The sequence below is a fragment of the Acidocella sp. genome, from assembly GCF_036489515.1.
In the GTDB taxonomy this organism is placed as follows: domain Bacteria; phylum Pseudomonadota; class Alphaproteobacteria; order Acetobacterales; family Acetobacteraceae; genus Acidocella.
Map to the genome: position 1 here is coordinate 1 of NZ_DASXFO010000053.1, position 26,962 is coordinate 26,962.

General features: G+C 63.1%; 21 protein-coding genes. 16 read left to right on the plus strand and 5 right to left on the minus strand.

Going from position 1 to position 26,962, the window contains the following annotated elements; translation table 11 throughout:
• From VGG47_RS08170 to VGG47_RS08210, 9 genes are all read left to right on the plus strand, one after another.
• The coding region (locus VGG47_RS08170) for a cytochrome ubiquinol oxidase subunit I (protein WP_331537309.1) at positions 1-328 on the plus strand (328 nt) is incomplete at its 5' end.
• Between the two features lie 50 nt (positions 329-378).
• A complete protein-coding gene (cydB, locus tag VGG47_RS08175) occupies positions 379-1,422 on the plus strand; it encodes a cytochrome d ubiquinol oxidase subunit II (RefSeq protein ID WP_331537311.1) in 1,044 nt (347 codons plus the stop codon).
• A 117-nt stretch (positions 1,423-1,539) separates the two neighbouring features.
• Entirely contained in the window at positions 1,540-3,309 is a 1,770-nt protein-coding gene (gene cydD / locus VGG47_RS08180; protein WP_331537313.1) for a thiol reductant ABC exporter subunit CydD, read from the plus strand.
• Positions 3,306-4,973 carry a thiol reductant ABC exporter subunit CydC gene (gene cydC / locus VGG47_RS08185; protein ID WP_331537315.1) on the plus strand — a complete coding sequence of 556 codons (1,668 nt, stop codon included), beginning with the start codon at positions 3,306-3,308 and terminating at the stop codon, positions 4,971-4,973. The genes cydD and cydC overlap by 4 nt, the downstream gene beginning before the upstream one ends.
• A gap of 246 nt (positions 4,974-5,219) precedes the next feature.
• On the plus strand, positions 5,220-6,005 hold the full coding sequence (locus VGG47_RS08190) for an SDR family oxidoreductase (protein WP_331537317.1): 786 nt from the start codon (positions 5,220-5,222) through the stop codon (positions 6,003-6,005).
• Positions 6,006-6,046: 41 nt separating this feature from the next.
• Positions 6,047-6,763, plus strand: a complete 717-nt coding sequence (locus tag VGG47_RS08195; protein WP_331537319.1) for a ribonuclease activity regulator RraA — start codon at positions 6,047-6,049, stop codon at positions 6,761-6,763.
• A 12-nt stretch (positions 6,764-6,775) separates the two neighbouring features.
• Positions 6,776-7,864, plus strand: coding sequence for a lactonase family protein (locus tag VGG47_RS08200; RefSeq protein ID WP_331537322.1), 1,089 nt, complete (start codon positions 6,776-6,778; stop codon positions 7,862-7,864).
• Positions 7,865-7,950: 86 nt separating this feature from the next.
• Complete coding sequence (locus tag VGG47_RS08205; protein ID WP_331537324.1) at positions 7,951-9,249, plus strand: MFS transporter; 1,299 nt, start codon at positions 7,951-7,953, stop codon at positions 9,247-9,249.
• Positions 9,250-9,378: 129 nt separating this feature from the next.
• Positions 9,379-10,221, plus strand: a complete 843-nt coding sequence (locus VGG47_RS08210; RefSeq protein WP_331537326.1) for an NAD-dependent epimerase/dehydratase family protein — start codon at positions 9,379-9,381, stop codon at positions 10,219-10,221.
• 133 nt (positions 10,222-10,354) lie between these two features.
• Here VGG47_RS08210 and VGG47_RS08215 read toward each other — a convergent pair whose 3' ends face one another.
• On the minus strand, positions 10,355-11,218 hold the full coding sequence (locus VGG47_RS08215) for a LysR family transcriptional regulator (protein ID WP_331537327.1): 864 nt from the start codon (positions 11,216-11,218) through the stop codon (positions 10,355-10,357).
• A 139-nt stretch (positions 11,219-11,357) separates the two neighbouring features.
• On the opposite strand from VGG47_RS08215, the gene VGG47_RS08220 reads away from it, so the two are divergent.
• The 6 genes from VGG47_RS08220 (at position 11,358) to queC (ending at position 20,176) form a co-directional block, all read left to right on the plus strand.
• On the plus strand, positions 11,358-13,079 hold the full coding sequence (locus tag VGG47_RS08220; RefSeq protein ID WP_331537329.1) for an IlvD/Edd family dehydratase: 1,722 nt from the start codon (positions 11,358-11,360) through the stop codon (positions 13,077-13,079).
• A gap of 50 nt (positions 13,080-13,129) precedes the next feature.
• Entirely contained in the window at positions 13,130-14,110 is a 981-nt protein-coding gene (locus VGG47_RS08225) for a 2-hydroxyacid dehydrogenase (RefSeq protein WP_331537331.1), read from the plus strand.
• Positions 14,110-15,036, plus strand: coding sequence for a dihydrodipicolinate synthase family protein (locus tag VGG47_RS08230; RefSeq protein WP_331537334.1), 927 nt, complete (start codon positions 14,110-14,112; stop codon positions 15,034-15,036). Before VGG47_RS08225 ends, VGG47_RS08230 begins: the two co-directional genes overlap by 1 nt.
• Positions 15,037-15,049: 13 nt before the next feature.
• On the plus strand, positions 15,050-15,736 hold the full coding sequence (locus tag VGG47_RS08235; RefSeq protein ID WP_331537336.1) for a fumarylacetoacetate hydrolase family protein: 687 nt from the start codon (positions 15,050-15,052) through the stop codon (positions 15,734-15,736).
• 185 nt (positions 15,737-15,921) lie between these two features.
• A complete protein-coding gene (locus VGG47_RS08240; RefSeq protein ID WP_331537338.1) occupies positions 15,922-19,263 on the plus strand; it encodes an L-glutamate gamma-semialdehyde dehydrogenase in 3,342 nt (1,113 codons plus the stop codon).
• Positions 19,264-19,456: 193 nt separating this feature from the next.
• Entirely contained in the window at positions 19,457-20,176 is a 720-nt protein-coding gene (gene queC, locus VGG47_RS08245) for a 7-cyano-7-deazaguanine synthase QueC (RefSeq protein ID WP_331537340.1), read from the plus strand.
• Between the two features lie 150 nt (positions 20,177-20,326).
• Here the strand turns inward: queC and VGG47_RS08250 are convergent, their stop codons facing one another.
• The 4 genes from VGG47_RS08250 to VGG47_RS08265 form a co-directional block, all read right to left on the minus strand.
• Positions 20,327-21,508: an NAD(P)/FAD-dependent oxidoreductase gene (locus tag VGG47_RS08250; RefSeq protein WP_331537342.1), complete on the minus strand. Its 1,182-nt coding sequence runs from the start codon at positions 21,506-21,508 to the stop codon at positions 20,327-20,329.
• A 206-nt stretch (positions 21,509-21,714) separates the two neighbouring features.
• The gene (gene prpB / locus VGG47_RS08255; protein ID WP_331537344.1) at positions 21,715-22,644 is read right to left on the minus strand and encodes a methylisocitrate lyase; all 930 of its coding nucleotides are present in this window, start codon (positions 22,642-22,644) and stop codon (positions 21,715-21,717) included.
• Between the two features lie 167 nt (positions 22,645-22,811).
• A complete protein-coding gene (gene prpC / locus VGG47_RS08260) occupies positions 22,812-23,960 on the minus strand; it encodes a bifunctional 2-methylcitrate synthase/citrate synthase (RefSeq protein ID WP_331537346.1) in 1,149 nt (382 codons plus the stop codon).
• A 106-nt stretch (positions 23,961-24,066) separates the two neighbouring features.
• Positions 24,067-25,566 (minus strand): MmgE/PrpD family protein, encoded by a 1,500-nt coding sequence (locus VGG47_RS08265; RefSeq protein WP_331537348.1) that lies wholly within the window; start codon positions 25,564-25,566, stop codon positions 24,067-24,069.
• Positions 25,567-25,831: 265 nt separating this feature from the next.
• On the opposite strand from VGG47_RS08265, the gene VGG47_RS08270 reads away from it, so the two are divergent.
• Positions 25,832-26,944 carry an NADH:flavin oxidoreductase/NADH oxidase gene (locus VGG47_RS08270; protein WP_331537350.1) on the plus strand — a complete coding sequence of 371 codons (1,113 nt, stop codon included), beginning with the start codon at positions 25,832-25,834 and terminating at the stop codon, positions 26,942-26,944.
• Positions 26,945-26,962: the final 18 nt, after the last annotated feature.

The following is a 26,962-nucleotide window of genomic DNA, read 5'->3' on the forward strand; positions in this document are numbered from 1 at the left end:
CTTTACGATCCTGTGTGGCTTCCTGCCGTATATCGCGGTGTGGACCGGCTGGTGGACACGTGAGGTCGGCCGTCAGCCTTGGGTGGTCTACGGCATGATGACCTCCGCACAGGGCACCAGCATCATGAGCACCGCCCAGGAGATTTTCTGGATGGTCGGTTATCTGGGCTTCGAGCTCCTGGTCTGGGGCGGCACCTGGTACTTCTTCGCCAAAGTGGTCCGCAAGGGTCCGGATATGGATAGCCCGGTCGTGCGCGTCGCCCAGCAGGCCCCTGGCCATACCGAGCCTCACGCTGCTCTCGCCTACGCCAAAGCCAACAAGATCTAACCTTTAAGGGCCGGCTGCCTGGCCGCTGGCCCAACGACAGGACTGCAATCATGAACAGTTTAACTCAGGTACAGAGTATCATCACCTTCGCGTGGTGGATGGCGTTCTCGCTGAGCGTGGTGCTCTACGTCGTCTTGGACGGTGCGGACCTTGGCGCCGGCGTGTTCTCGCTGTTTGTGCGCAAAGCAGAAGAGCGGGGCGCGATCATGTCGGCGATGGCGGGCACGTGGGATGCCAATGAAACCTGGTTGATCGTGGCCGGCGGCGTGATGTTCGCTGCCTTTCCCTTCGTCTACGGCTCGGCTTTCAGCTACCTTATGATTCCCCTGGCCTTGGCGCTGTGGGGGATGATCACCCGCGCCGTGGCGCTGGAATTCCGGCACGTGGCCGAGGCCCGCTGGCAGCGCTTCTCGGATCTGGCCTTCGGGCTCTCCAGCCTGGTGGTCGCCTTCTTCGGTGGCATGGCGCTGGGCGCGGTGATGCAGGGCTTTCCGCTCACGCATGACGCCGGCACCGTGCCGACCTATGTGGGCGGCGCCTTGCGCTTCATCTCGCCCTTCAGCATCTGGACCGGCATCGCCTCGGTGATCGCGGTGACGCAGGGTGGCGTGTTGTTCATCCGCGCCCGCTTCCACCATGGCGAGCCGATCCGTCGCCAGGCGGCGCGCTGGAGCAGCGTGATCTTTTATCTGGCGCTGGCGGTGGCGATCGTCACGATCGTGTTCAGCATGGCGATCTTCCCCTGGGCGGCGCATAAATGGCTGGGGCCGAATTTCTGGATCTGGGCCATCGTCCTGCTCGCCGTGATCATCTCGGCGGTCATGATGCGCACCGCCGCCAACCGCGATAAGGATCTGAAGGCGCTGATCTGGTTCACGGTGGCGCTGGCGATCATGTCCATCGCTTTCCTCGCGACCCTTTATCCGTGGATGGTGCCGGGGACCTGGACGATCTATTCGGGCGCCAGCCCGGCGGTCTCGCTCTTCACCTTCACCCTGGCGATGGGCGGCTTCTTCCCGATCATGATCATGTACAACGCGTATCAGATCTGGGTGTTCCGCGGCCGCATCTCCGCCATGGAGGTCCATCACTAAAAGAAGCTCCTGGGCCATGGGCTGTGTCGGTGACAACGCCCATGGCCCAGCAGGGTAAAAGTTTTTGCGCCGCTTTTTTCAAAAAGCGGCTGCTTTCCGGCAAGGAATGACGATCTCATGGCCCTACATTCCGCTCCGATACCCCGTGCGACAGCGAAGGCGCTCGATACCTGGCTGCGCAGCCGTGCCAAAGCCGTCAGGTTGCCGCTCACCGCCGCCATCGGCATCGGGGCCTGCGGCGGGTTGCTGCTGATCGTCCAGGCCTGGCTGCTCGCGCATGTGGTCGACAGCGTCGTGATCGACCATCTGGGTCTGTCTTCCGCCTGGCCGTTTTTGTGGGGCATGCTCGCCGTGTTCGTCGCCCGCGCGGTCGTTTCCCTGTTCGCCGACGCCGTCGCCTTCGAGGCCGCCGCCGGGGTCAAGCAGACTTTGCGCGGCGAGTTGACCCGCAAGATCTCCGCCCTCGGCCCCGGCTTTGTCGCGGGCCAACGCACCGGCGACCTCACCAACCTGCTGCTCGAGAGCGTGGACGAACTGGGCAAGTACTATGCCGAATATCTCCCGCAAATGCCGCTCGCCGCCTTCATCCCCGCCGCCATCCTGGTGTTCGTCTTCCCCACCGACTGGGTGTCCGGGATCATCATGCTGATCAGCGCGCCGTTGATTCCGTTCTTCATGATCCTGATCGGCAAGGGCACGGAACGGCTCAACCAGCGCCAATGGCGCAAGCTCGCCTGGATGAGCGCGCATTTCTTCGACGTCATCGAGGGCCTCACGACTCTCAAACTGTTCAATGCGAGCCGTGCCGAGGGCGAGATCATCGGCCGCATTTCCGACGATTACCGCCGCAGCACCATGGATGTGCTGCGCGTCGCGTTCCTCTCCTCGCTGGTGCTCGAATTTTTCGCCACTGTCAGCATCGCCATGGTCGCCGTGTATATCGGCTTTCGTCTGTACTATGGCGATATGCATTTCCTGCCGGGCTTCATGGTGCTGTTGCTGGCCCCGGAATTCTTCAAGCCGCTGCGCGCGATGGGCACGCAGTATCACGCCCGCATGGAGGCGATCGGCGCTTCGGAGCGGATTGTCGCACTCCTGGAAACAAAACTGCCGGAGCGGCCAGCAGGGCAGAATGAGCTGTCCTCCTCCGCGCGTCTGGACATTCGCTTCCAAGATGTCGGCTTCGCCTATCGGGCGGACGAGCTTGTGCTGCGGGGGATCGATTTTGGCCTCGCGCGCGGCGAACGCGTCGCCCTGGTCGGGCCGAGCGGTTCCGGCAAGAGCACGATCGCGCGGCTGCTCCTGGGCTTCGACGTGCCGGACGAAGGCGCGATCACCGTCGACGGCACCGATCTGCGCGACATCGGACCAGAAAATTGGGTCGCGCGCATCGCCTGGATGCCGCAGGCGCCGACATTGTTCCATGGCAGCATCGGCGACAACATCCGCCTCGGCCAGCCCGGCGCCGACGAGCAAGCCGTGCGCCGGGCCGCTTCAGCGGCAAACGCGGCCGCCTTCATCGAGCGCCTGCCGCAAGGCTATGACACGATCGTCGGCGATCGGGGGCAGGGACTGTCCGGTGGCGAGATCAGGCGCGTGGCCCTGGCCCGCGCCTTCCTGAAGAACGCCGATCTCGTCATCCTCGATGAACCGACGGCCAGCCTCGATCCTGAAACGGCCGCGCTGATCGCAGACGCGGTGGAACGCCTCGCGCGCGACCGGGCGATGCTGATCATCGCGCACCGGCTTGAAAGCATTACGGAGGTGGATCGGATCCTGGTGCTGAACGAAGGCCGCATCGTCGAATCCGGCTCCCATGCTGCGTTGCTCGCGCAGAACGGTCTCTATGCGGAGACCAGCGCGCTTTATCATGAGATGTTGTCATGAAGGATTTTCTGCGCCTGCTGTGGCTGTTCAAAGGCTCCTGGCGCTGGGTCCTGGCCGGTGTAGGGCTCACGGCGCTGGTCATTCTGGCCAATGTCGGGTTGCTCGCACTGTCCGGCTGGTTCATCGCCTCCATGGCGCTGGCCGGCCTCGGCTTGCTGCATCTCGAATATTTCATGCCCGCCGCCTCGATTCGCGGCCTCGCCATAATCCGCACCGGCGGGCGCTATCTGGAACGCCTGATCACCCACGAGGCGACGTTCCGGTTTCTGGCGCAGTTGCGCGTCTGGTTCTACGAGCATCTCGAACCGCTGGCGCCGGCGCGGCTGCAATATTACCGCGGCGGCGACCTGCTCAGCCGCATCCGTGCCGATATCGACAGCCTCGACAATGTCTATCTGCGCGTGCTCGTGCCCACCGCGTCCGCTGTTATTAGCGTTTTGCTGATGGTGCTTTTCCTCGCCTGGTTCAGCCCGCATGTCGCGCTGGCCGATTTTGCGGGGCTGCTGCTCGCCGGTGTGGTGGTGCCGCTGATCGCGCTGCGTCTGGGGCGCGGACCTGGCGCGCAGGCCGTTGCCTTGAGCGGGACATTCCGCGCCGATATCGCCGATGCGATCCGCGGTTTCGGTGAGCTGCTGGTCTATCAGGCGCTGGCGCCCAAACTGGCCGCGCTCGATCGCAGCAGCGCGGCTTTGATCGCCACCCAGCGGCACGCGGCGCGCATCAACGGCGTGTGGTCGGCGGCGACCTTGCTGATCGCCCAGCTCAGCCTGTGGGTCTGCGTGATCATCGCGATTCCTCTGGTGGGGCGGGGCATTGACGGCCCGGATTTCGCGATGATCGGGCTGTTCGTGCTGGCCAGCTTCGACGCCGTCAGCGCCTTGCCGGCCGCGTATAACGCCCTGGGCCAAACCCTCGCCGCCGCGCGCCGCATTTTCGAGGTCATCGATACCCGCCCCGCCGTTAGTGAGCCCAGCAGCGAGGTGCTAGCGCCCAGCCAATTCGATCTGCGGGTCGATAACCTCAAAATGCGTTACGGCGAGACGCAAGCCTGGGCCCTCGACGACATCAGCTTCGCGATCCCTGAGGGCAGTTGCTTAGGCGTGGTCGGCCAGACCGGCGCCGGCAAGACCAGCTTGCTCAATGTCCTGCTCCGCTTCTGGGATTTTCAGGAGGGGAATGTGCGGATCGGCGGCGTGTCGCTGCGGGATCTGCACGGGGAGACCGTGCGCGGCCTCTGCGCCGTGGTCGCGCAGCAGACCCATCTGTTCAACACCAGCATCCGCGAAAACCTGTTGCTGGCCCGCCCCGACGCCACCGAGGAAGAACTGTGCGCCGCCCTGCGCGACGCCGATATTTTCGATGAGGTCATGGCGATGCCGGCCGGCCTCGACACCGTGGTCGGCGAAGTCGGCACCTTCCTGTCCGGCGGCCAGGCCCGCCGCATCGCCATGGCCCGGGCGTTCCTCAAAAACGCGCCGCTGCTGATCCTCGACGAGCCAACCGAAGGGCTCGACGCCGTCTCGGAACGAGCCGTGCTCGACACCATCGGGCGCCTGACGCGCGGCCGCACCACCTTGCTGATCACCCACCGGCCGCAGGCCCTGCGTCTCGCTGATGCCGTGCTGGTGCTGGAAAAAGGGAAGGCGCGAGTCAGGGATAAGTGAAGCCTACTTTTTGTGAACAAAAAGTAGCAAAAAAACTTTATTATGCTGGGCTATGGGCGTTGTCGCCGACAACGCCCATAGCCCAGCATAATAAAAGTTTTTGCGCCGCTTTTTTCAAAAAGCGGCTGCTTCCCTAAAAAAACTTTCTTGTGAACGAACAAAAACCTATATTTTCTAATTTTCAGCGTCTCCTATCATTCCCGTTCACGGCAAAGCGCGGTTGACGCGCGCAGATGAGGGTGACGCATGGATTTCAAAATAAAAGGCAAAACGGCTTTGGTGCTCGGCGGCGGCGGTGGCCTTGGCCGGGCGATTGCGTGCTCGCTGGCGGCCGAGGGCGTGAACATCGCCGTCGGCGATATCGACCCGAAGGCGATCGAGGCAACCCGGGCGGCGGTGGCTGCTTTCGGCGTCAAAAGCTGCGGCCTGACCTGGGATCTGGCGGATCTGTCGCTGATCCCGGGCCATATCGCCAAAATCGAGCAAGAACTCGGCCCGGTCGATATTTTGGTCAACAACACCGGCGGGCCGCCGCCGACCCCCGCCAGCGGCCAGGGGCCGGAAGTGTGGACGAAATTCTTCCAATCGATGGTGGTGTCGGTGATCGCCATCACGGACGCCGTGCTGCCTGGGATGCGCGCGCGCCACTGGGGGCGGATCATCACCAGCACCTCGTCAGGCGTGGTCGCACCGATCCCCAATCTCGGGATCTCGAATGCGCTGCGGCTGTCGCTGGTCGGCTGGTCGAAGACCCTCGCGCGTGAGGTGGGCCGTGATGGCGTGACCGCGAACATCATCCTGCCGGGGCGCATCGCCACCGACCGCATCAAATTCCTCGACGAGGCGAAGGCCAAGCGCGAGGGGCGCAGCGCGGAAGAGGTCTCCGCTGAGAGCACCGGCAGCATTCCGGTCGGCCGTTACGGCAAGCCGGAGGAGTATGGCGATGTGGTCGCCTTTCTGGCGAGCGATCGCGCGGCCTATCTCACCGGATCGGTGTTTCGCGTCGATGGCGGCCTGATCGCCAGCGTCTAACGCAATTTCAACGACAGCCATCATTTAAGGGATCGATAAACATGGCTTTGGACCAGAAGACGATTGAGGCCCTCGAAGGCGTGACCACGGCGACGCTGACCACGGTGCTGCTGAAGAAGGGCCTGCGCAATGTGTGGCTGCGCGGCACCAAGCCGCTGAAGCCGGGGCAGAAGCGGGTGGTGGGCCTGGCCTTCACGCTGCGCTTCGTGCCGGCGCGCGAGGATCTGGCGACGCCGGAATCCTGGAGCTCGCCGACCTCCACCCGCGCGGCGATTGAAGCCATGCCGGAAGGCTGCATCGCCGTGGCCGATGCGATGGGCGTCACCGATGCCGGCATTTTCGGCGACATTCTGTGCGCGCGCCTGAAAAAGCGTGGCGTCGCCGCGCTGATTACCGATGGCGTGGTGCGTGACGTCGCGGGTGTGCTCGCCACCGACCTGCCGGTCTGGTGCCAGGGCGCTGCGGCCCCGCCGTCGGTGGCGGGCCTGACCTTCGTGAACTGGCAGCAGCCGATCGGCTGCGGCGGCGTCGCGGTGTTCCCCGATGACGTGATCGTCGTCGATGATGACGGTGCAGTGGTGATCCCGGCGGCCCTGGTCGCCGATGTGGTGGCCGCTTCGGTGGAACAGGAAAAGCTGGAAGCCTGGCTTTTCAACGAAGTGCAGAACGGCGCGTCGCTGCCCGGCCTGTATCCGCCGAATGCCGAGAACAAGGCCCGGTACGAGGCGTACCGCGCCAAGTCCAAGGCCGCGGAATAAAGCGGGGCGGCGATGACGATGGGAGTCAAAAATCTAACGACGTCATCGCCGCGTTTCGCCTATGTCGGCTGTTTCACGACAGAACGGCGCAAGGCGCGCGGCAAGGGGATCGATATCTTTGCCATCGATTCCATCTCGGGCACCTGGTCACCGGCCGGGCATGTCGGCGATCTGGTCAATCCGTCTTTTCTCGTGGCGGATGCCGCGCGCCGTGTGTTGTATGTGGTGCATGGCGATGCCGATTATGTTTCCGCCTTCGCCGTAGACGGCAAAACCGGCGCGCTGCGGCGGATCAGCCACGCCGCCAGTGGTGGCATGAACGGCGTGCACCAGGCGCTCGACCCCACGGGTCGGTTTTTGGTAGTGGCCAATTACGCCAGCGGTTCGGTGGCGCTATTGCCGGTGCGGCCGGATGGCGCGCTCGATGACGTGTCGCACGTGCTCGCTTTGCCGGGCGCGCTCGGTCCGCACCGGACCGAGCAGACGATCGCCCATCCGCATTACGTGGCGTTCGATCCGAGCGGCCGGTTTGTTTTGGTCCCCGATAAGGGGCTCGACCGCGTGTTTGTCCTGAAGCTGGATGTCGCTTCGGGCACGTTAGCGGTGACCGGCGAGGCGACGATGCGGCCGGGCGCCGGGCCGCGGCATATGGTGTTCCATCCGACGCTTCCGTTCGCGTTTGTCGTCAACGAACTTGATTCGACGGTCGCGACCTGCCGCTGGCATGAGGCAACCGGCATTCTCCAGCCGCTTCATCTGGTCTCCACCTTGCCGCCGGATTTTTTCGGCGCCAGCACCACCGCGGCGATCGTCATCACGCCTGATGGCCGGCATGTCTATGTCTCCAACCGTGGCCAGAATGGCATCACCCGCCTTACCTTCGATGCCGGCGCGGAATCATTGACGGTGCGTGGTTGGACGCCGGCCAATGGAAGCGATCCGCGTTTCATGACGCTGAGCCCGGATGGGGAGCGTCTCATCGTCGCGGCTGAGCAGGGGGACCGCATCTCGCAATTCGTCATTGCCAAAAATGATGGAAACCTTGCGCTGACGGGTGGTGTTCTGCCGAGCGCAAGCCCGTGCACGATCGCGTTTATCTGATGCAAAATCATAAAAAATCGACAGGGCGCTTTATGCTCTAACCGGAAGCACAACGCCGAAGGGCGATATCAAAGGAGGAAATTATCATGAAGTCCGGAAAATACCGGTATGTCGTTGCTATCCTGCTGTTTGTGGCAGGCATCATCAACTACATGGACCGCGCCGCACTTGGCGTCGCGGCGCCGTTTGTTAGGAAGGATCTCGGGCTTTCGCCATCGGCGCTCGGTCTTATCTTCAGTACGTTCTTCTTCGGTTATGCGATTTTCGCGTTTGTCGGCGGCCAGCTTGCTGACAAATATGGTCCGCGTATCGTCTATACCTGGGCGGCGGTGGCCTGGTCGGTGCTGTGTGGCCTGACCGGCGCGGTCACCGGTTTTGCGTCACTGTTCATCGTGCGGGCGTTGTTCGGTTTTGCCGAAGGCCCGATGAATTCGACCACCAACCGGGCCATCACCAACTGGTTTCCGCGTGAGGAAACTTCCCGGACGATCGGTTTCACGTTTTCCGGTCAGACGGTCGGCAGCGCCATCGCCGCACCAATCGTCGGCTTGCTCGCGATTGCCTATGGCTGGCGCATTGCGTTCTTCGCCATTGGTGTTCTGGGGCTGATTTGGGTTGTGGCCTGGCTGTATTTCGTCACGGACCTGCCGAAGCAGAATCGTCGTGTTGGCGCCGCCGAGATCGCCCTGGTGACGGAAAGTCGCGCCGCGACGATCGCGACCGCGGAAGACAAGGCGCTGCCGCTGCGTGCCTATCTCGGCCGCGCCAGCACGCTGTCGCTCGGTCTGGGCATGTTTGCCGTGAACTATACGCTCTATATTTTTCTCTCCTGGCTGCCGACCTATCTGACCACCGCGCTGCATATGGATGTGAAGAAAATGGCGTTTGTGGCCGCGATTCCCTGGGCTTGCGGCTTCGTAGGCTACGTGGGCGGCGGCGTGATTGCCGACTTTGCGTATCGCCACATGCGTGACCGGCTGGCGGCGCGGAAACTGACGACGATCCTGCCGCTGGCGCTCGCCGCCGCCGCCCTGCTCGCCGTGAATGTCGCGCCGGATGCGTTGACCGCGGTGACGCTGATCGCGGTGGCAGTGATGATGCTGACCTCTTCGGTGCAATCCTGCTGGGCGACGATTCATGAAATCGTTCCGGAAACGCGGGTGGGCGGCGTGAGCGGTTTCATCCATCTGCTCAGCAACATCTCCGGCATCATCGGGCCGATCGCGACCGGTTTGGCAGTGCAGTATTTGGGTGGTTATAGCAGCGCCTTCGCGATCGCCTCGGCGCTTGCGGTGGCGGGCGTGGTGGCCATGACGGTGTTCGTGAAGAAGCCCGGCGCGCGCGTGGCGACGCTGGCGCCGGCTCACGGGCACGGCCCGGCTTGATCGCGAAGTAAGTAGCCGCTTTTTGAAAAAAGCGGCGCAAAAACTTGTATCGAATCTGGGCCATGGGCTGTGTCGAAGACAACGCCCATGGCTCAGAACTAATCATGCTTTAGGGAGAAGGAGATTATCATGGACGTCCCACCACACCCCGTATTGCTGACCGGCGCTTCCGGTGCGTTAGGCCAGATGCTGGCGAGAGAACTGGCCGGCCGCGGCTGGAAGTTGCGGCTGACGGATCGCGTGGCGTTTCCCGGCAGCGTCCCCGACGGCGCCAGCTTTACGCTCGCTGATCTGAACGATGGGGCGATGATTCTCCGCCTCGCCGAAGGGTGCGGCACGATTTTGCATTTCGGGGGCGTTTCCGTCGAGCATCCGTTCGAAACGGTGATCGGTCCGAACCTTCGCGGGCTGTATCACGTCTATGAGGCGGCGCGGCGGGAAAAGGCGCGCATGGTGTTTGCCTCGTCGAACCACACGATCGGCTTTCACGAGCGCGGCGAGGTTCTTGATGATGACAGCTATCTGCGCCCGGACGGGTATTATGGCCTGTCGAAAGCCTATGGAGAATTGATGGGCCGCCTGTATTGGGACAAGCACGGCGTGGAGAGCGTGTTCCTGCGGATCGGCTCCTGCACGCCAAAGCCGCTCGATGACCGGATGCTGGCGACATGGTTCTCTTATGGCGACCTGTTGCGCCTGGTGGAGCGTAGCACGCTGGCGCCAACCACAGGAAAGAGCGGCTGCATCGTGATCTGGGGCGCGTCGAAGAACAAGCGTATGACCTGGTGGCGCAAAGACGGGCGCAGGATCATCGGTTGGGAGCCGACGGACAGTGTCGACGCGTTCACGCCGGAGCTGGACGGCAAAACCAGTGGCAACCCGGTTGTCGAGCGGTATCAGGGCGGCGGCTATTGCGGCATCGACTATTCCCGCGACACGCCGGCACCTGTCGCGCAGTTTGCCGAGGAATAAACGAGCGAAAGCAAAAAAGGCTACTTTTTGTGAACAAAAAGTAGCAAAAAAACTTTGCTATGCTGGGTCATGGGCGTTGTCCCCGACACAGCCTCAGGCCCAGCATAGCCCAAAAGTTTTTGCGCCGCTTTTTTCAAAAAGCGGCTGCTTCCTTCTGTTCCGACTCATGCAGCAAAGCCTGAACGAGCCGGAACCGCGCCGAGGCGCGGCGCCACAGCAGACCGATGCGGCGCTTCGCAAACGGGACCGGTACGGGAAGCTTGGTGAGGTTCAGCCCGGCGGGCCAGGGCGGCGCCCAGTCGGGCACCAGTGCGACGCCCAGCTCGCGGTCCACCAGCACGGCGATGGCATCGAGCGAGTCCAGCTCGTAATGGTCCTGAGGCCGGATGCCGGTCTGCTGCAGATAGGTTTCCGCGAGGCGGCCGCCCCATTGTTTGCGATCATAGCGAATGAACGGCTCGGTGCCGAGGATCTTGTGCACGTCGCGTTCAGTGATGCCGCGATGCACCAGCAGGACCAGCGGCTCTTCCCGCCAGGTGGTCCAGCCGCAGGTTTTCGGCAACGCGAAGGGCGGTTCGACGATGGCAGCGGCGTCCAGCTCACCATCGACGACCTTGCGGTACAGATCCGCGGAGGTGCCGGGATGGATATAGAGCGTCATGAGCGGATGCTTCTGCGCCAGATGCGCGAGGACCGGGGGCAGGATGCCGGTGAGGGCGCTGGAGATCGCGCCGAGGCCAAGCTCGCCGGCGAAATTCTGCTCATTCGCCATGGTGTGCAGGTCGCGCACGCCGCGCACCAGCAGCTGCGCCTGGGGCAGCACGGCGGCGCCGGCTTCGGTCGGGCGCATGGTGCGGCCCGAGCGCGACACTAACGTCGTGCCAATTTCCCGCTCCAGGGCCCGGATGCGCTGCGTGACCGCGGCCGGTGTGAGGTTGAGCCGCCGCGCGGCTTCGGCGACCGAGCCGTGTTCGACCACCATGACGAAGCTGTCCAAAAATTCTGTATCCATTAGGATAGAAAATATAGGTTCTAAACATACCGGAAGCTATGTTTTTTTTGAGGACTGCGCTTATATGCTCGCCTAAACTAGCCCGGCATTCGAGCCGGAGTGCGCTTTTGAGAGGGAACGATCGATGAGCAAGGGGTTACGCAAAGGGCTTACCAGCTACGGAGATGCCGGGTTTTCATTGTTTTTGCGGACCGCTTTCATCAAGGCGATGGGGTTTTCCGATGACGCGCTGGAGCGGCCCATCATCGGCATCACCGACACATTCAGTGATTACAATCCCTGCCATGGCAACGTGCCGGATCTGATCGAGAGCGTGAAGCGCGGCGTGATGCTGGCGGGCGGCTTGCCGATGGTGTTTCCCACCATCTCGATCGGCGAGAGTTTCGCGCATCCGACCTCGATGTTCCTGCGCAATCTGATGGCGATGGACACCGAGGAGATGCTGCGCGCGCAGCCGATGGATGCGGCTGTGGTGATCGGCGGCTGCGACAAGACGCTGCCGGCGCAGGTGATGGCGGCGGCGAGCCTGGATCTGCCGACCATCGTCGTGCAGACCGGGCCGATGGTCGTGGGCCACCATAAGGGCGAAGTTCTGGGCGCGTGTACCGATTGCCGCCGGCTCTGGGGGCAGCATCGCGCGGGCGCCATCGACGCGGAGGAAATCAAGACCATCAGCGGCCGTCTGGCGCCGTCGGTCGGCACCTGCATGGTGATGGGCACGGCCAGCACCATGGCCTGCATTGTGGAGGCCTTGGGGCTGGCGCTGCCCAACAGCGCCGCCGCCCCCGCCACCCATGCCGATCGCCGCCGGATCGCGGAAATGAGTGGCAAGCGCGCGGCGGAGATGGCGGTGTCCGGCACGCCGACGCCGGCGGCGCTGATCACCGAAGCGTCCGTGCGCAACGCGATGGTCGTGCTGCAGGCGATCGGCGGCTCGACGAACGGGCTGATTCATCTCACCGCCATGGCCGGCCGCGCCGGCGTGACCGTGAACATGGACGAGTTTGACAAACTCGGTCGCGAAATTCCGGTGCTGTTGAATCTGAAACCCTCAGGCCAGCATTACATGGAGCACTTCCACCACGCCGGCGGCCTGCCGGCGCTGATGCGCGAGCTGAAACCATTCCTGGACCTGAACGCACCGAGCGTTTCGGGCGGCACGCTCGGCGATGCCATCGAAGCGGCGGAGACGGTGCCGAACCAGAACGTGATCTTCAGTTTCGCCTCGCCGCTCAAGCTGGAAGGGGCGATGGCGGTCCTGCACGGCAATCTGGCGCCGGATGGCGCGGTCATCAAGCATGCGGCCGCGTCGCCGGCGCTGCTCACCCATACCGGGCGGGCCGTGGTGTTCAACTCGGTTGAGGATATGACCAATCGCATCGATCTTCCGGATCTCGATGTGACTGCGGACGATATCCTGGTCTTGCGCAATGCCGGGCCGAAAGGCGCGCCGGGGATGCCGGAAGCCGGCTATCTGCCGATTCCTCTGAAGCTGGCGCGGCAGGGGGTGAAGGACATGGTGCGCATTTCCGACGCGCGGATGAGCGGCACGGCATTCGGCACGATCGTGCTGCATCTGTCGCCGGAAGCGGCCGTGGGCGGCCCTCTGGCCGTGGTGCAGACCGGCGACCGGATCACGTTGGATGTCGCCGCGCGGCGGCTGGAATTGCTGGTCGACGACGCCGAGTTGCAGCGCCGCCTGGCGATCTGGAAAACGCAGCCGCCGCACCGTGAGATGGCCAAGCGCGGCTACGCGAAGCTCTATGAGCAGAGCGTGTTGCAGGCAAACGAGGGCTGCGATTTCGACTTCCTGCGCCGTGATGGTGGCGCGAAGCCGGACGCCTGAGCTATCGTCAAGACAGTCAAACCACGCGTAACGGGAGCCTGATACATTTCATGAGCAATCGCATTAAAATCCTCTGCACCGGCAAGATGGGCCAGAAGGTCGATGAGGCCCTGGACGCGCGCTACGATGTGTATCGTACGGATGTCCTGGGCCTGGACGAGATCATTGCCGCGCATGGCCAAGAGATTGTCGGCCTCGTCACACGCGGCGGCATTCCGACCAATGAAGCGTTGATCGCGCGCCTGCCGAAACTCGAAATCATCAGCAATTTCGGGGTTGGTTACGATTCCGTGGAGGTCGCCGCCGCCGCGAAACGGGGCGTCGTCGTGACCAACACGCCCGACGTGTTGAACGATGAGATGGCGGATTTTACCGTGGGGCTGACGCTCGCGACCATCCGCCGCTTCCCGCAGGCGGACCGTTTCGTACGCACCGGGCAGTGGGAGAAGGGCGCCTTTCCGCTCGGCGCATCGCTCCGTGGGCGCAAGATCGGCATCGCCGGGATGGGGCGGATCGGCAAGGTGATCGCCAAGAGGCTGGGCGGTTTCGACGTTCCGGTGTCGGTGTTCATGCGCCGGCCGCAGCCGGATCTGGGCTATCCTCATCATGCCACGCTGAAAAGCCTGGCGGAGGCTGTGGATGTGCTGATCGTGGTGCTGCCGGGTGGGGCGGGCACGAAGCACATCGTCGATGCGGAAATTCTCGAAGCCCTTGGCCCGAACGGCATTCTGATCAATGTCGCGCGTGGGTCGGTGGTCGATGAGGCGGCGCTGATCGAGGCGCTGCAAACCGGCAAGATTCTCGCCGCCGGTCTCGACGTGTTCGGCCGCGAACCACATGTTCCCGAGGCGCTGCTGCAGATGGAGAATGTCGTGCTGCTGCCGCATATCGGCACCGCGACGCATCACACCCGCGGGCTGATGGCGCAGCTGGTCGTCGACAATGTGATTTCCTGGTTCGATGGCAAGGGACCGCTCACGCCGGTGGCGGAAACACCGGTTCCGGCACACAAGAAGGTGGAAAAAGCATAATGCATCTCGACCATACTGCCAGCGGCGTTTACGCTATCGCCCCGACCCCGTTCACCCCGGACGGTACGGTGGATGAAAAATCCATTGATCGTATGGTCGATTTTTACCATGCCAGTGGCGTCACCGGGCTGACGATCCTCGGGATCATGGGCGAGGCGCCGAAGCTGGAGGCTGAGGAGTCACGCGCGATCGCCAGGCAGGTGATTCGCAAAGCCAAGGTGCCGGTGATCGTCGGCGTGTCAGCGCCGGGTTTTGCCGCGATGCGCGCCTTGGCACGCGGCGTGATGGACGACGGTGCGGCGGGCGTGATGATCGCCCCGGTGCCGTCGCTGCGAACCGATGAACAGATTCTCAGCTATTACGCCCAGGCGATCGAAGCGGTCGGCACGGACACGCCGGTGGTGGTCCAGGATTATCCGTTGACCCTGTCCGTGGTGATGACGCCGAAGGTGATCCGGCAGATTGTGATGGATAACCCGTCCTGCGTGATGCTCAAGCACGAGGATTGGCCCGGGCTGGAAAAGATCTCCACCCTGCGGGGGTTCCAGAAGGATGGTTCGCTCCGGCCGCTTTCGATTCTCACGGGCAATGGCGGGCTGTTCCTGGATTTCGAGATGGAACGCGGCGCCGATGGCGCGATGACCGGCTATGCCTTCCCGGATATGCTGGTCGACGTGGTCAATTTAGCCAAAGCCGGCAAGCGCGACGCGGCGCATGACCTGTTCGACGCGCATCTGCCGCTGGTTCGTTATGAGCAGCAGCAAGGCGTAGGGCTGGCCGTGCGCAAATACGTGTTGCAGAAGCGCGGCGCGATTGCGCATGACGCGCAGCGCAAGCCGGGGGCGGCGTTAAGCGCCGTGGCCCGACTGGAAATCGACTATCTATTAAGCCGTGTGGCGCGGCACGACGCTCGCGCCGGTTTTTGAGAAGGACGTTGGAATGAGCGATTATGTGATCACGCCACCGCCGGCGGTGACGGTGCCGGTTGCGGGCGGCAAACTCTTCCCGGTTCGGCGGGTTTTTTGCGTGGGCCGGAACTACGCGGCGCATGCACGGGAAATGGGCAACGACCCCAACCGCGAGCCGCCGTTCTTCTTCACCAAGCCCGCTGACGCGCTGGTGACGAACGGCGCCGACACCGCTTATCCCACGGCCACCGCCAATCTGCACCATGAAATGGAACTGGTTGTGGCGATCGGCGTGGGCGGCAAGGACATTCCCGCTGCGGATGCGCTGTCGCACGTGTACGGTTACACGGCCGGGCTCGACCTGACGCGCCGCGACATGCAGGACGAGGCCAAGGCGATGCGCCGTCCCTGGGATATGAGCAAGGGCTTCGATGCTTCGGCGCCGATCGGCGAGATCGTGCCTGCGAGCCAGATCGGCCATCCGGCCGCGGGCCGTATCGCGCTCAACGTGAACGGCGCCAGCCGGCAGGTGGGCGATCTGGCGGACCAGATCTGGCCCGTGCCCGACATCATCGCCGCGCTGTCGAAGCTGGTGGCGCTGGCGCCGGGGGATCTCATCCTCACCGGAACGCCGGAAGGTGTCGCCGCGGTCGTGCGCGGTGACCTGCTGGAAGGTGAAATCGAAGGCGTCGGCAAGGTAAAAACGCGCCTGGTTTAAAAGCAAACAAGGCCTACTTTTTGTGAACAAAAAGTAGCAAAAAAACTTTGCTCCGCTGGGTCATGGGCGTTGTCGCCGACAACGCCCATGACCCAGCATAATAAAAATTTTTGCGCCGCTTTTTTTAAAAAGCGGCTGCTTTCTTTTATCTGGAACCAGCCGCCCGCCGGGCTTATTTCTGGTCCATGCAGGACCGTCCCTTCGCCGCCTTTCTGGGAGAGACCACCCGTCAGGCAGGTTCGCGGCGTGCGATCACCGAGGCTTACCGGCGGGGGGAACCCGAATGCGTCCAGGCGCTGCTGGGTGATGCCACGCTGACGCCGGGGCAAGCGGCGACGGCGCGGGCGATGGCCGAAAAGCTCGTCACGGCGCTGCGCGAAAAACACCGGCCAAATGGTATTCAGGCGCTGATGCGGGAATATACCCTCTCCAGCACCGAGGGCATCGCGCTCATGTGCCTTGCCGAGGCGCTCTCCCGCATTCCCGACAGCGGCACTCGCGACGCACTGATACGCGACAAGCTTGGGCGTGGTGATTGGCGCACGCATCTGGGGCACAGCCCGTCTCTTTTCGTCAATGCCGCGACCTGGGGGTTGATGATTTCCGGGCAGTTGCTCGAGGCGGCGCCGCAGGCGGCACTGGCGCAAGCTTCTGTGAGCATGCTGAACCGTGGCGGTGAACCGCTGATCCGCAAGGGCGTGGATCTCGCCATGCGCCTGCTGGGCGAGCAGTTCGTCCTGGGCCGGACGATCGGCGAGGCCTTGGTCCGCGCCGGTGCGATGGAGGCGAAGGGATTTAAGTATTCCTACGACATGCTGGGCGAAGCGGCCCTCACGCGGGACGATGCCGCGCGCTATGTCGTTTCCTATGAGGAGGCGATCGTCGCCATCGGTGCTGCGGCCAAGGGCGCAGACCTCTACGACCGGCCCGGTATTTCCATCAAGCTTTCAGCCTTGCATCCACGCTACACGCGGGCGCAGCGGGGCCGGGTTCTGGCGGAATTGCAGCCCCGACTGATCCGGTTGGCGATATTGGCGCGGGCGCAAAACATCGGGATTAACATCGACGCGGAGGAAGCCGACCGGCTGGATCTTTCGCTCGATCTTCTGGAAGCCTTGTGCCTGCACCCGGCGTTGGCGGGCTGGGAGGGACTTGGCTTCGTCGTCCAGGCCTATCAGAAGCGCGCCCCGGTCGTGCTCGATCATGTCGTCGATCTGGCGCGCCGCAGCGGTCATCGGTTGATGCTCCGCCTGGTCAAAGGCGCCTATTGGGACGCCGAGATCAAGCGCGCGCAATGCGACGGCGTGGATTTCCCGGTGTTCACGCGCAAGGCGCATACGGATATTTGCTATCTGGCCTGCGCCCGGAAACTGTTGGCGGCGGGGAGTGCGGTTTATCCGCAATTTGCCACGCATAACGCGCTGACGATCGCCAGCGTTGCCGCGATGGCCTCGGCTTATTCCAGCCGTTATGAATTCCAGTGCCTGCACGGCATGGGCGAGGCGCTCTATGAAACGGCGCTGCGGGATTTCCCCGCGCCCTGCCGGATCTATGCGCCGGTTGGCACGCATGAAACGCTGCTCGCCTATCTCGTGCGGCGGCTGCTCGAAAACGGCGCGAACACGTCTTTCGTCAACCGGCTCGGCGATGTTGCAGCACCGCTCGACGAGCTTTTGGCCGACCCGGTGGCGCAGGTTTCCGCTCAGAAACCGGTTGGCGGCGCGCATGAAAAGATTGCGCTTCCGTCCAGCCTGTTCGGCGCAGCGCGGGAAAATTCCCGAGGGTTCGATTTCAGTGATGAAGGCGGCTTACGAGATCTTGCTGAGGAATTGACGGCAACAGCGCCACCGTTGTTTTCCGCCCCTACGGCGACACCTGACGATATTGAAAAAGCTTTTGGCAGCATCGACGGCCTGCCGTTATGGCCGGTGCAAAATCGTCAGGCCGCATTGCAAAGAGCGGCCGATCTTCTGGAGCAAAATCGCGCCCGCCTGTTAGCACTGCTGGTGACGGAAGCGCGCAGAACCTTGCCCGATGCGTGTGCGGAAATCCGCGAAGCCGTCGATTTTCTGCGCTATTACGCGGCCCAGACGCGCGGCTGGGACGACGCCACGCACCTTCCGCTCGGTACCATCGTGTGCATCAGCCCGTGGAATTTTCCGCTGGCGATTTTTGTCGGGCAGGTCGCCGCTGCCCTGGCCGCCGGCAGTACCGTGCTCGCCAAGCCGGCGGAGGAGACGCCCTGCATTGCCGCTCTTGCCGTGACGCTGCTGCATGAGGCGGGCGTCCCGCGGGAGCGGTTGCATTGTCTGCAAGGTGACGGTGAGGTCGGTGCGGCGCTGGTCGCCGATCGGCGCTGCGACGGTGTTGTCTTCACCGGCTCGACCGTGGTCGCCCGGCAGATCAACCAAAAGCTGGCCCTGCGCACCGACCAGCACGGCAGGCCAATTCCCTTGATCGCCGAAACCGGCGGACAGAATGCCATGCTCGTCGATTCCTCGGCACTGCCCGAGCAGGTGGTCGCGGACGTGCTCCATTCCGCATTCAATTCCGCCGGCCAGCGTTGCTCTTCCTTGCGCGTTCTTTGCCTCCAGGAGGACATCGCGCCGCCGTTTCTGGCACTGCTGCAGGGCGCGATGGCGGAGCTGAGCCTCGGGCCGCCTGATCGCCTCAGCACCGATGTGGGTCCGGTGATCTCCGCCGAAGCGGCGCGAAACATCAACGCGCATATCGCCGCCATGCGCGGCGCCGGCTACGAGGTCGTCCAACATCCCGCCGGGCTGGGCGATCTTTTCGTGCCGCCGACATTGATCGAGATTCCCGGCATCGCAATGCTGCAAGAAGAAGTCTTTGGGCCGGTGCTGCATGTTGTGCGGTATCCGCAGCACGGTCGCGAGGCGCTGCTCGACGCCATCAACCGCACCGGCTACGCACTGACCTTCGGCGTGCACAGCCGCATCGACGCGGCGATCGCGCAGGCCACAGGGAAGATCGCCGCCGGCAATATTTATGTGAACCGCAACATGGTGGGTGCGGTGGTGGGCGTGCAGCCTTTTGGTGGGCAGGGGCTCTCGGGCACCGGGCCGAAAGCCGGCGGCCCGCTCTATCTTTACCGCATGCTGGCAAAGGCGCCGCTCTTTCTGCCGGCATCCCAGGAACTCCCCGGCCCGGTCGGCGAGCGGAATGTCTATGAGCTGCGGCCGCGTGGCACCGTGCTGTGCGTCGCCAAGTCGGAACGCGGCCGCCAGGCCCAGCGTGCCGCCGCCGAACAGAGCGGGTGCAACATCAGCCGTGACGTGGCGCAGCCTTTCGATGCGGTGCTCTTCGAGGGAGAGGCCGACGAGGTGCGGGCGTTCAACCAGTTTCTGGCGGCGCGGCCGAGCGCGATACTGCCCTTCCAGGCGCTTAAGCCCGCCGCACTCGACGCCGGAGCGGAATATAACCCGGCCTGGCTGCTGGCAGAGCGAGTGATCTCGGTGAACACAGCAGCGGTGGGCGGGAATGCCAGCTTGGTGATGCTTGGATAGGAAGAGAAGGAAAGTCTTCTTTTTGTGAACAAAAAGAAGCAAAAAAACTTTTATTATGCTGGGCCATGGGCGTTGTCGCCGACAACGCCCATGGCCCAGCATAATAAAAGTTTTTGCGCCGCTTTTTCCAAAAAGCAGCCACTTTCTCACCGCCTCTCTTGACGGCAGAGAAACAATCCGCAAATCGCCCGGTATGACTGACGCATCAGACCGCTCCTCCGGCGAAAAAGCCCTTGTCCTGTTCTCCGGCGGCCAGGATTCCACCACCTGCCTGGCCTGGGCGCTGGACCGTTTTGCCGAGGTCGAGACCATCGGCTTCGATTACGGGCAGCGGCACCGGGTTGAAATGTCCTGCCGGCTCCCCGTGCGCGAGGCCGTGCGGGCGATGAACCCCGCCTGGGCAGCCCGGCTGGGCGAGGACCATGTGGTCGATCTGTCAGTGCTGGGCGCCATTTCCGAGTCCGCGCTGACGCGCGACACGGAGATCGCCATGACGGCGTCCGGCCTGCCGAACAGCTTTGTCCCGGGCCGCAATCTGGCGTTCCTCACCTTCGCCGCCATGGTCGGTTATCGTCGCGGGGCGCGGCATATCATCGGCGGCATGTGCGAGACGGATTTTTCCGGCTACCCGGATTGCCGGCATGAATTCGTGCAGTCGATGCAGCAGACGCTGAACATCGGCATGGCGCATGATTTCGAGCTCCATACGCCGCTCATGTGGATCGACAAGGCGGAAAGCTGGGCATTGGCGCAAAGCCTGGGCGGTGACGCGCTGGTGCGGTTGATCGTCGAGGAAACGCACACCTGCTATCACGGCGACCGAACGCATCGCCACGACTGGGGCTATGGCTGCGGCACGTGCCCCTCATGCGCGCTGCGGGCGCAGGGTTATCAGCGGTTCATCGCGGCTTAAGCGCAGGGAAGCCTACTTTTTGTGAACAAAAAGTAGCAAAAAAACTTTGTTAATCTGGGCCATGGGCGTCGTCGGGGACACCGCCCATGGCCCAGCGTAGCAAAAATTTTGCGCCGCTTTTTTAAAAGCGGCCGCTTTCTTTTTCTCTCTCTATGCTACCGACCCGGCGGCGAACCCGCTGGACCAGGCCCACTGGAAATTATAGCCGCCGAGCCAGCCGGTGACGTCGACCGCCTCGCCGATCACGAACAGGCCGGGTACCTCGGTGGCGCCCATGGTCTGCGAGGAGAGCCCGGCGGTATCGACACCGCCGACGGTGACTTCGGCCTTGGCGAAGCCTTCGGTGCCGGTGGGCCGCATCCGCAGGAAATTGATTTTTTCCCCTAGTTCCTTGAGGCGCTGGTTCGAGGTCTCGGCGATGACCTGCTTTTGCAGAGCTTCCGGCAGCAGCGCCTGCGCCAGGCGCGCCGGAAACATTTCCGCGAGGATCGTTTTCAACTCCGCCTTCGGCCGCGCTGCCTTGCGTTCCAGCAACAGCGCGGAGGCGTCGGTTCCCGGCAGCATGTTGAGCGTGAGATCCCCGGCCTCCGATAGATAGGAGGAAATCTGCAGCACTGCGGGACCGGACAGGCCGCGATGTGTGAACAATGCGTTCTCGCGGAATTCGCGCTTGCCGAAGCGCGCCACGGACTCGAACGACACGCCGCTCAGCCCCTGCATCCAGCCCCAGGGATCGCCTTCAAACCGCAGCGGCACGAGGCCGGGCTTCACCGGTATCACCGCCAGGCCGAACTGCTTGGCAATGTCATAGGTGAACCCCGTCGCGCCGAGCTTGGGGATGGAGAGGCCGCCGGTGGCCAACACCAGCGAGGTCGCCTCAATCATATCTGCGTCGGTCTGCACGGTGAACGCGGCGCCACGGGAGATTTCCGTGACCTTTTGCGACAAGCGCAGCGTCACCCCGTTCTGGCGGCACAAGCCAAGCAGCATGCCAAGGATCCCGCGGGCGGAATCGTCGCAGAACAACTGGCCGAGCCGCTTTTCGTGATAGGCGATGTCATGCGTCTCGACGAGTTTGACGAAATCCTGGGAGGAGAATTTCGCCAGCGCGGACTTGGCGAAATGCGGATTTGCGGAGAGGAAATTTTCAGCCCGCACTGACAGGTTCGTAAAATTGCAGCGCCCGCCGCCGGAGATGAGGATCTTCGCGCCCGCCTCGGCGGCGTGGTCCAGCACCAGGACGCGCCGGCCCCGCCGCGCCGCGGTGGCGGCACAAAACAGCCCCGCCGCTCCCGCGCCGATGACCACCACATCAAACACCGTTTTCGCCAAAACTCCGCTCCAGTCCTCGTGACCGGGGCTGTGTATGCGCTCGACGCTGTTGTGGCAAAGCAAGGAAGGGAAGTCTTCTTTTTGTGAACAAAAAGAAGCAAAAAAACTTTGCTAATCTGGGCCATGGGCGTTGTTGGTGACACAGCCCATGGCCCAGCATAACAAACGTTTTTGCGCCGCTTTTTTCAAAAAGCGGCTGCTTTCTTCTAGCTTGCCTTCCCCTGCGGCATCGCCTCAGGCACCACCGTCTTCACGATCGTGGCATCCAGAGCCTCGAACCCGGCATAATCGATGGTGGCGTAGAGGTTCTTGCGGGTCAGCATCTGCTCCACGCAATTCTGCGCGCCGCCATCGCGGGCGATCGCGGCATACAATTTCTCCTGCGCCAGCGCCGCCACGCGCAGCGAGGTCACCGGCCAGATCACCATTTTATAGCCGAAGGCGCCAAACTCCTCCTTGGTGTAGAACGGCGTGCGGCCGAATTCCGTCATGTTCGCGAGCAACGGGACACCTGGCATGCGTGCGGAAAATTCCTTGAACATCTCCGCCGTGTTCAGTGCTTCGGGGAAGATCGCGTCGGCGCCGGCTTCCATATAGAGTTTGGCGCGGGCGACCGCGCCTTCGATGCCCTCCGAGGCGGCGGCGTCAGTGCGGGCGATGATGTAGAGGTGCCGCCGCGCATGTGCCGCTGCGGCCACCTTCGCCGCCATGTCCTGCGGGGTGGCGAGTTTCTTGTCGTTCAGATGCCCGCATTTCTTCGGCAGGATCTGGTCCTCCAGATGCACCGCCGCCGCCCCGGCATCCTCAAAGCTGCGGACCATGTGCATCACGTTCAGCGCCTCGCCATAGCCGGTATCGCCATCCACCAGCACCGGCAGGCCGGACGCGCGCGTCACCTGGCGGACGAAGAAGCAGACGTCGTCCACGGTGATGATGCCGAGATCCGGCAGGCCCATCGAGGCGGTCATCGCTGCGCCGGAGAGGTAGCAGGCCTCGAACCCGGCGGCCTTGGCCTGCTGCGCGGCCAGGCCATTATGAGTGCCGGGAATACCGAGAATGCCGGGACGCGCGAGCAGAGCGCGAAAGCGGTCGCCGGCGGGTTGTGAGGGAAGGTCGGAGGCGCGGAGATAGGGCATCGGGCGGGACTCCTGAAAAGGGAAGAAAGGACTTCTTTTTGTGAACAAAAAGAAGCAAAAAAATTTTGTTAATCTGGGCCATGGGCGTTATCGGCGGCGACGCCCATAACCCAGCATAGAAGAAGTTTTTGCGCCGCTTTTTTCAAAAAGCGGCTACTTTCTTTTCTCTAACGCTCGGCCAGGGGAATAAACGTCAGGTTTTCGGGGCCGGTATAGTTGGCCGAGGGGCGGATGATCTTGCCGTCGATCCGCTGTTCGATGATATGTGCCCCCCAGCCGGAGGTGCGGGCGATCACGAAAAGTGGCGTGAACATCAGCGTCGGCACGCCCATCATGTGATAGGAGACCGCAGAAAACCAGTCGAGATTCGCGAACATCTTCTTCTGATCCATCATCACGGTCTCGATCCGCGCGGCGATGTCGAACATGTTCCGCGATTTCGCCTCGTCGGAGAGCTGCTCCGCAACGCGCTTGATCACCGCATTGCGCGGATCGGCAACGGTATAAACAGGATGGCCGAAGCCGATGATAACCTCCTTGGCCTCCAGCCGGCGCAGAATATCCGCCTCCGCCTCGTGCGGGGTCGTGTAACGCTTCTGGACCTCGAATGCCGCCTCGTTGGCGCCGCCATGTTTCGGCCCGCGCAACGCACCGATGCCGCCGGCGATGGCGGAATAAAAATCCGATCCCGTGCCGGCGATCACCCGGCAGGTGAAGGTGGAGGCATTGAATTCATGCTCGGCATAGAGAATGAGCGAGGTGTGCATCGCCCGCACCCAGCTCTCCGAAGGCGCCCGGCCATGCAGCAGGCGCAGAAAATGTCCGCCGATCGAGTCGTCCTCGGTCTCCACCTCGATCCGCTTGCCGTTGGTGGAGAAATGGTACCAGTACAGCAGCGCCGAGCCGAGCGAGGCCATCAGCCGGTCGGCGATATCCCGCGCTCCGGCCGGATGATGATCATGAGCCTCGGGCAGCACGCAGCCCAGCGCCGAGACATAGGTGCGCATCACATCCATCGGATGCGCCGCCGCCGGCAGGGTTTCCAGCACGCTCTTCACCGCAGCCGGAATGCCGCGTAAGGCCTGCAACTTCACTTTATAGGTCGCCAGTTCCGCCGCGTTCGGAAGCCGGCCGTGCACCAGAAGATGCGCGATCTCCTCGAACTCGCAGGCCTCCGCCACGTCGAGAATGTCATAGCCGCGATAATGCAGGTCGTTGCCCGTGCGGCCCACCGTGCAGAGCGCGGTGTTGCCGGCCGTCACCCCGGACAAAGCGACGGATTTTTTCGGTTTCGGCAGCGTTGTCGTCTCGTTCATTTTTCTGGTTCCCCTATGGAGCGATATGGCGCAATCGCCCGTGCCAACAAGGTCAGATCAATCATGCTCTGGGCGTCTTGGATAAAAGTAGCCTTCCTCTTCGCCTTCAAAAAATCCCTGGCTTGGACTCGGCCAACGCGCCGGCCGGCAGCGCCACGTTCAGGAGCGAAAGCTCGCCCGCCGCCAGTTTCGGCAGATCCTGCACCGCCTCCAGAAACCGGTTGCTTTCACGGGCCGTGATGACGCCATCGGTCAGGCTCTGGAATTTCCGGATATAATCCTCGCGCTCGAACGGTTTGGCGCCGAGCGGGTGGGCGTTGGCGACGGCCATCTCATCCACCAGCACCGTCCCATCCTTGAAAAACACCTCTACACGCGCGCCGAATGCCTTTTCGGTTATGTCCAGCGAATGATAGCGCCGGGTCCATTCCGGATCCTCTTGCGTCTCGATCTTATGCCAGAGCCGGATCGTATCCTCCCGCTGCGCGCGCTTGGGCGCATAGGAGGTTTCGTGGTTCCACGCGCCATCCTGCAAGGCGACCGCAAAAATATACATGATCGAATGGTCCAGCGTCTCGCGGCTGGCCTTCGGGTCCATCTTCTGCGGATCGTTGGCGCCGGTGCCGATCACGTAATGCGTGTGATGCGAGGTATGGATCACGATCCGCTCCACCGCATCGAAATCTTTGATGTTGCTCCGCATGCGGAAGGCGAGGTCGATGAGGGCTTGGCTTTGGTATTCCGCCGAATGCTCCTTGGTGTAGCTGTCCAGGATCGCGCGCTTAGGCTCGCCGCGGGCGGGCAGGGGCACATGATACACGGCATCCTTGCCGCCCAGCAGCCAGGCGATCACGGAATCCTCGCCCTCATAGATCGGGCTGGGCGCGCCTTCGCCGCGCATCGCCCGGTCCACCGCCTCCACCGCAAGCTTGCCCGCATGGGCCGGCGCGAACGCCTTCCAGGAGGAGATTTCACCCTTGCGCGACTGCCGCGTGGTGAAGCTCACATGCACCGCCTGCTGCACCGCCTGGTAGATCACCTCCTGCTTCAGGTTCAGCAGTGCGCCGATGCCCGCCGCCTGGGCGGGGCAGAGATGCGCGATATGGTCGATTTTGTGCTCGTGCAGGCAGATTCCCTTCACCAGGTCGATCTGGATTTCGTAACCGGTGGCGATGCCGCGAACGAGGTCGCGGCCGGATTTATCCAGGCTCTGCGCCACCGCCAGGATCGGCGGAATGTTGTCGCCGGGATGCGCATAGTCGGCGGCAAGAAACGTGTCGTGATAATCGAGCTCACGCACCGCCGTGCCGTTCGCCCAGGCAGCCCATTCCGGGCTGACCGTGACGCGCGCTGGCGCGCCGAATAGCGTGGAGCCACCCTTGCGTGGGTGCCCCAGCGCCATGCCGCGGGCCGAAACCACCGGGCGGCGGTTGACGGAGGCGATGGCGACGGAGGCATTGTCGATGATGCGGTTGATGATCATGGCCGTCACTTCCTTGGGGACGGCGACCTTGTCGGCGGCGACGCCGGCGATCTTCCACGCCAGCTGGTCCTCGCGCGGCAGTGCGGTCTTGGACGGATAGACGCGAACTTCATTGTTAGTCATGGACAGATCCACTCCGTTTATTTTGCTTTGTTCATCGCGCTAATTTTCCGTGTCGTCCAGCCGACGGCGTCGATAGAAGAAAGCAGCCGCTTTTTGAAAAAAGCGGCGCAAAAACTTCTTTTATGCTGGGCCATGGGCTGTGTCTCCGACAACGCCCATGACCCAGCATCGCAAAGTTTTTTTGCTTCTTTTTGTTCACAAAAAGAAGCCTTTCTTCTCGCTTGCCCTATATAGCGATTGACCCGTTCTTACATCTGGAAGCCCCATGACCGCTTTATTTTCTCCCCAAACCCTCCGCAGCCTGGCCGTGCCCAACCGCATCGTTGTCGCGCCGATGTGCCAGTATTCGGCCCAGGAGGGCCGGGCCACGTCCTGGCATACCGTGCATCTCGGCACTATGGCGCTGTCAGGTGCTGGCATGGTGATCATCGAGGCGACGGCGGTGACGCCGGAAGGCCGCATTACCCCGTGCGATCTCGGCCTCTGGGACGACGCCACGGAGGCCGCCTTGGCCCAGGCGCTGGGCGCGGTGCGGGACATTTCGAAAACCGCCATCACCATGCAGATCAGCCATGCCGGGCGCAAAGCCTCCAGCCATGTGCCCTGGGAAGGCGGCCAGTTGATGCCGCCGGCCGAAGGCGGCTGGGCCACGCTTGCCCCCTCCGCCGTGCCTCAGAAGGACGGTGAGACGGCGCCCGTTGCCCTCGACGAGGCAGGCCTTGCCCGCATCCGCGAGGCTTTTGCGGCCACCGCGCGCCGCGCCGCGCGGCTTGGCATCGACGGCATCGAAATCCATGCCGCGCATGGTTACTTGCTGCACCAGTTCCTCTCGCCGATCTCTAACCAGCGCCAGGATTCTTATGGCGGCGCGCTGGAAAACCGCATGCGTTTTCCCCTGGAAGTGTTCGACGCCGTGCGCGCCGCCTTTCCCGCGGAGCGCCCGGTCGGCATCAGAATCTCGGCGTCGGATTGGCTGCCGGAGGGCTGGGATGTCGAGCAGTCGATCGCCTTCGTCGCCGAGCTGAAAAAGCGCGGCGTGGACTGGGTGAATGTCTCTTCCGGAGGGATTTCGCCGCGGCAGCAGATCAAGCTTGGCCCGAACTACCAGGTGCCGTTCGCGCAGGCGATCAAGGCGTCCTCCGATGTGCCCACCATGGCGGCGGGGCTGATCACCGAAGCGCGCCAAGCGGAGGAGATCATCGCCGCCGGTCAGGCCGATTTCGTGGCCATCGCCCGGGGCATGCTCTACAATCCGCGCTGGGGCTGGCACGCGGCCGCTACGCTCGGTGCTTCGGTTCAGGCCCCGCCGCAATACTGGCGCGCGATACCGCACGAGCACAAGGAACTGTTCGGGACCACGGTGTTCGGCGGCCGCTGAAGCGGAGCAGAAAACTAC

Bases quoted from the DNA above. Each gene is read 5' to 3' on its own strand.
- VGG47_RS08200 (WP_331537322.1), top strand. From the start codon at position 6,776: ATGACGATGGGAGTCAAAAATCTAACGACGTCATCGCCGCGTTTCGCC.
- queC (WP_331537340.1), top strand. From the start codon at position 19,457: ATGACTGACGCATCAGACCGCTCCTCCGGCGAAAAAGCCCTTGTCCTG.
- VGG47_RS08220 (WP_331537329.1), top strand. From the start codon at position 11,358: ATGAGCAAGGGGTTACGCAAAGGGCTTACCAGCTACGGAGATGCCGGG.
- VGG47_RS08205 (WP_331537324.1), top strand. From the start codon at position 7,951: ATGAAGTCCGGAAAATACCGGTATGTCGTTGCTATCCTGCTGTTTGTG.
- VGG47_RS08265 (WP_331537348.1), bottom strand. From the start codon at position 25,566: ATGACTAACAATGAAGTTCGCGTCTATCCGTCCAAGACCGCACTGCCG.
- cydD (WP_331537313.1), top strand. From the start codon at position 1,540: ATGGCCCTACATTCCGCTCCGATACCCCGTGCGACAGCGAAGGCGCTC.
- VGG47_RS08230 (WP_331537334.1), top strand. From the start codon at position 14,110: ATGCATCTCGACCATACTGCCAGCGGCGTTTACGCTATCGCCCCGACC.
- VGG47_RS08190 (WP_331537317.1), top strand. From the start codon at position 5,220: ATGGATTTCAAAATAAAAGGCAAAACGGCTTTGGTGCTCGGCGGCGGC.
- VGG47_RS08270 (WP_331537350.1), top strand. From the start codon at position 25,832: ATGACCGCTTTATTTTCTCCCCAAACCCTCCGCAGCCTGGCCGTGCCC.
- VGG47_RS08195 (WP_331537319.1), top strand. From the start codon at position 6,047: ATGGCTTTGGACCAGAAGACGATTGAGGCCCTCGAAGGCGTGACCACG.
- cydC (WP_331537315.1), top strand. From the start codon at position 3,306: ATGAAGGATTTTCTGCGCCTGCTGTGGCTGTTCAAAGGCTCCTGGCGC.
- prpB (WP_331537344.1), bottom strand. From the start codon at position 22,644: ATGCCCTATCTCCGCGCCTCCGACCTTCCCTCACAACCCGCCGGCGAC.
- VGG47_RS08240 (WP_331537338.1), top strand. From the start codon at position 15,922: ATGCAGGACCGTCCCTTCGCCGCCTTTCTGGGAGAGACCACCCGTCAG.
- VGG47_RS08225 (WP_331537331.1), top strand. From the start codon at position 13,130: ATGAGCAATCGCATTAAAATCCTCTGCACCGGCAAGATGGGCCAGAAG.
- VGG47_RS08235 (WP_331537336.1), top strand. From the start codon at position 15,050: ATGAGCGATTATGTGATCACGCCACCGCCGGCGGTGACGGTGCCGGTT.
- cydB (WP_331537311.1), top strand. From the start codon at position 379: ATGAACAGTTTAACTCAGGTACAGAGTATCATCACCTTCGCGTGGTGG.
- prpC (WP_331537346.1), bottom strand. From the start codon at position 23,960: ATGAACGAGACGACAACGCTGCCGAAACCGAAAAAATCCGTCGCTTTG.
- VGG47_RS08210 (WP_331537326.1), top strand. From the start codon at position 9,379: ATGGACGTCCCACCACACCCCGTATTGCTGACCGGCGCTTCCGGTGCG.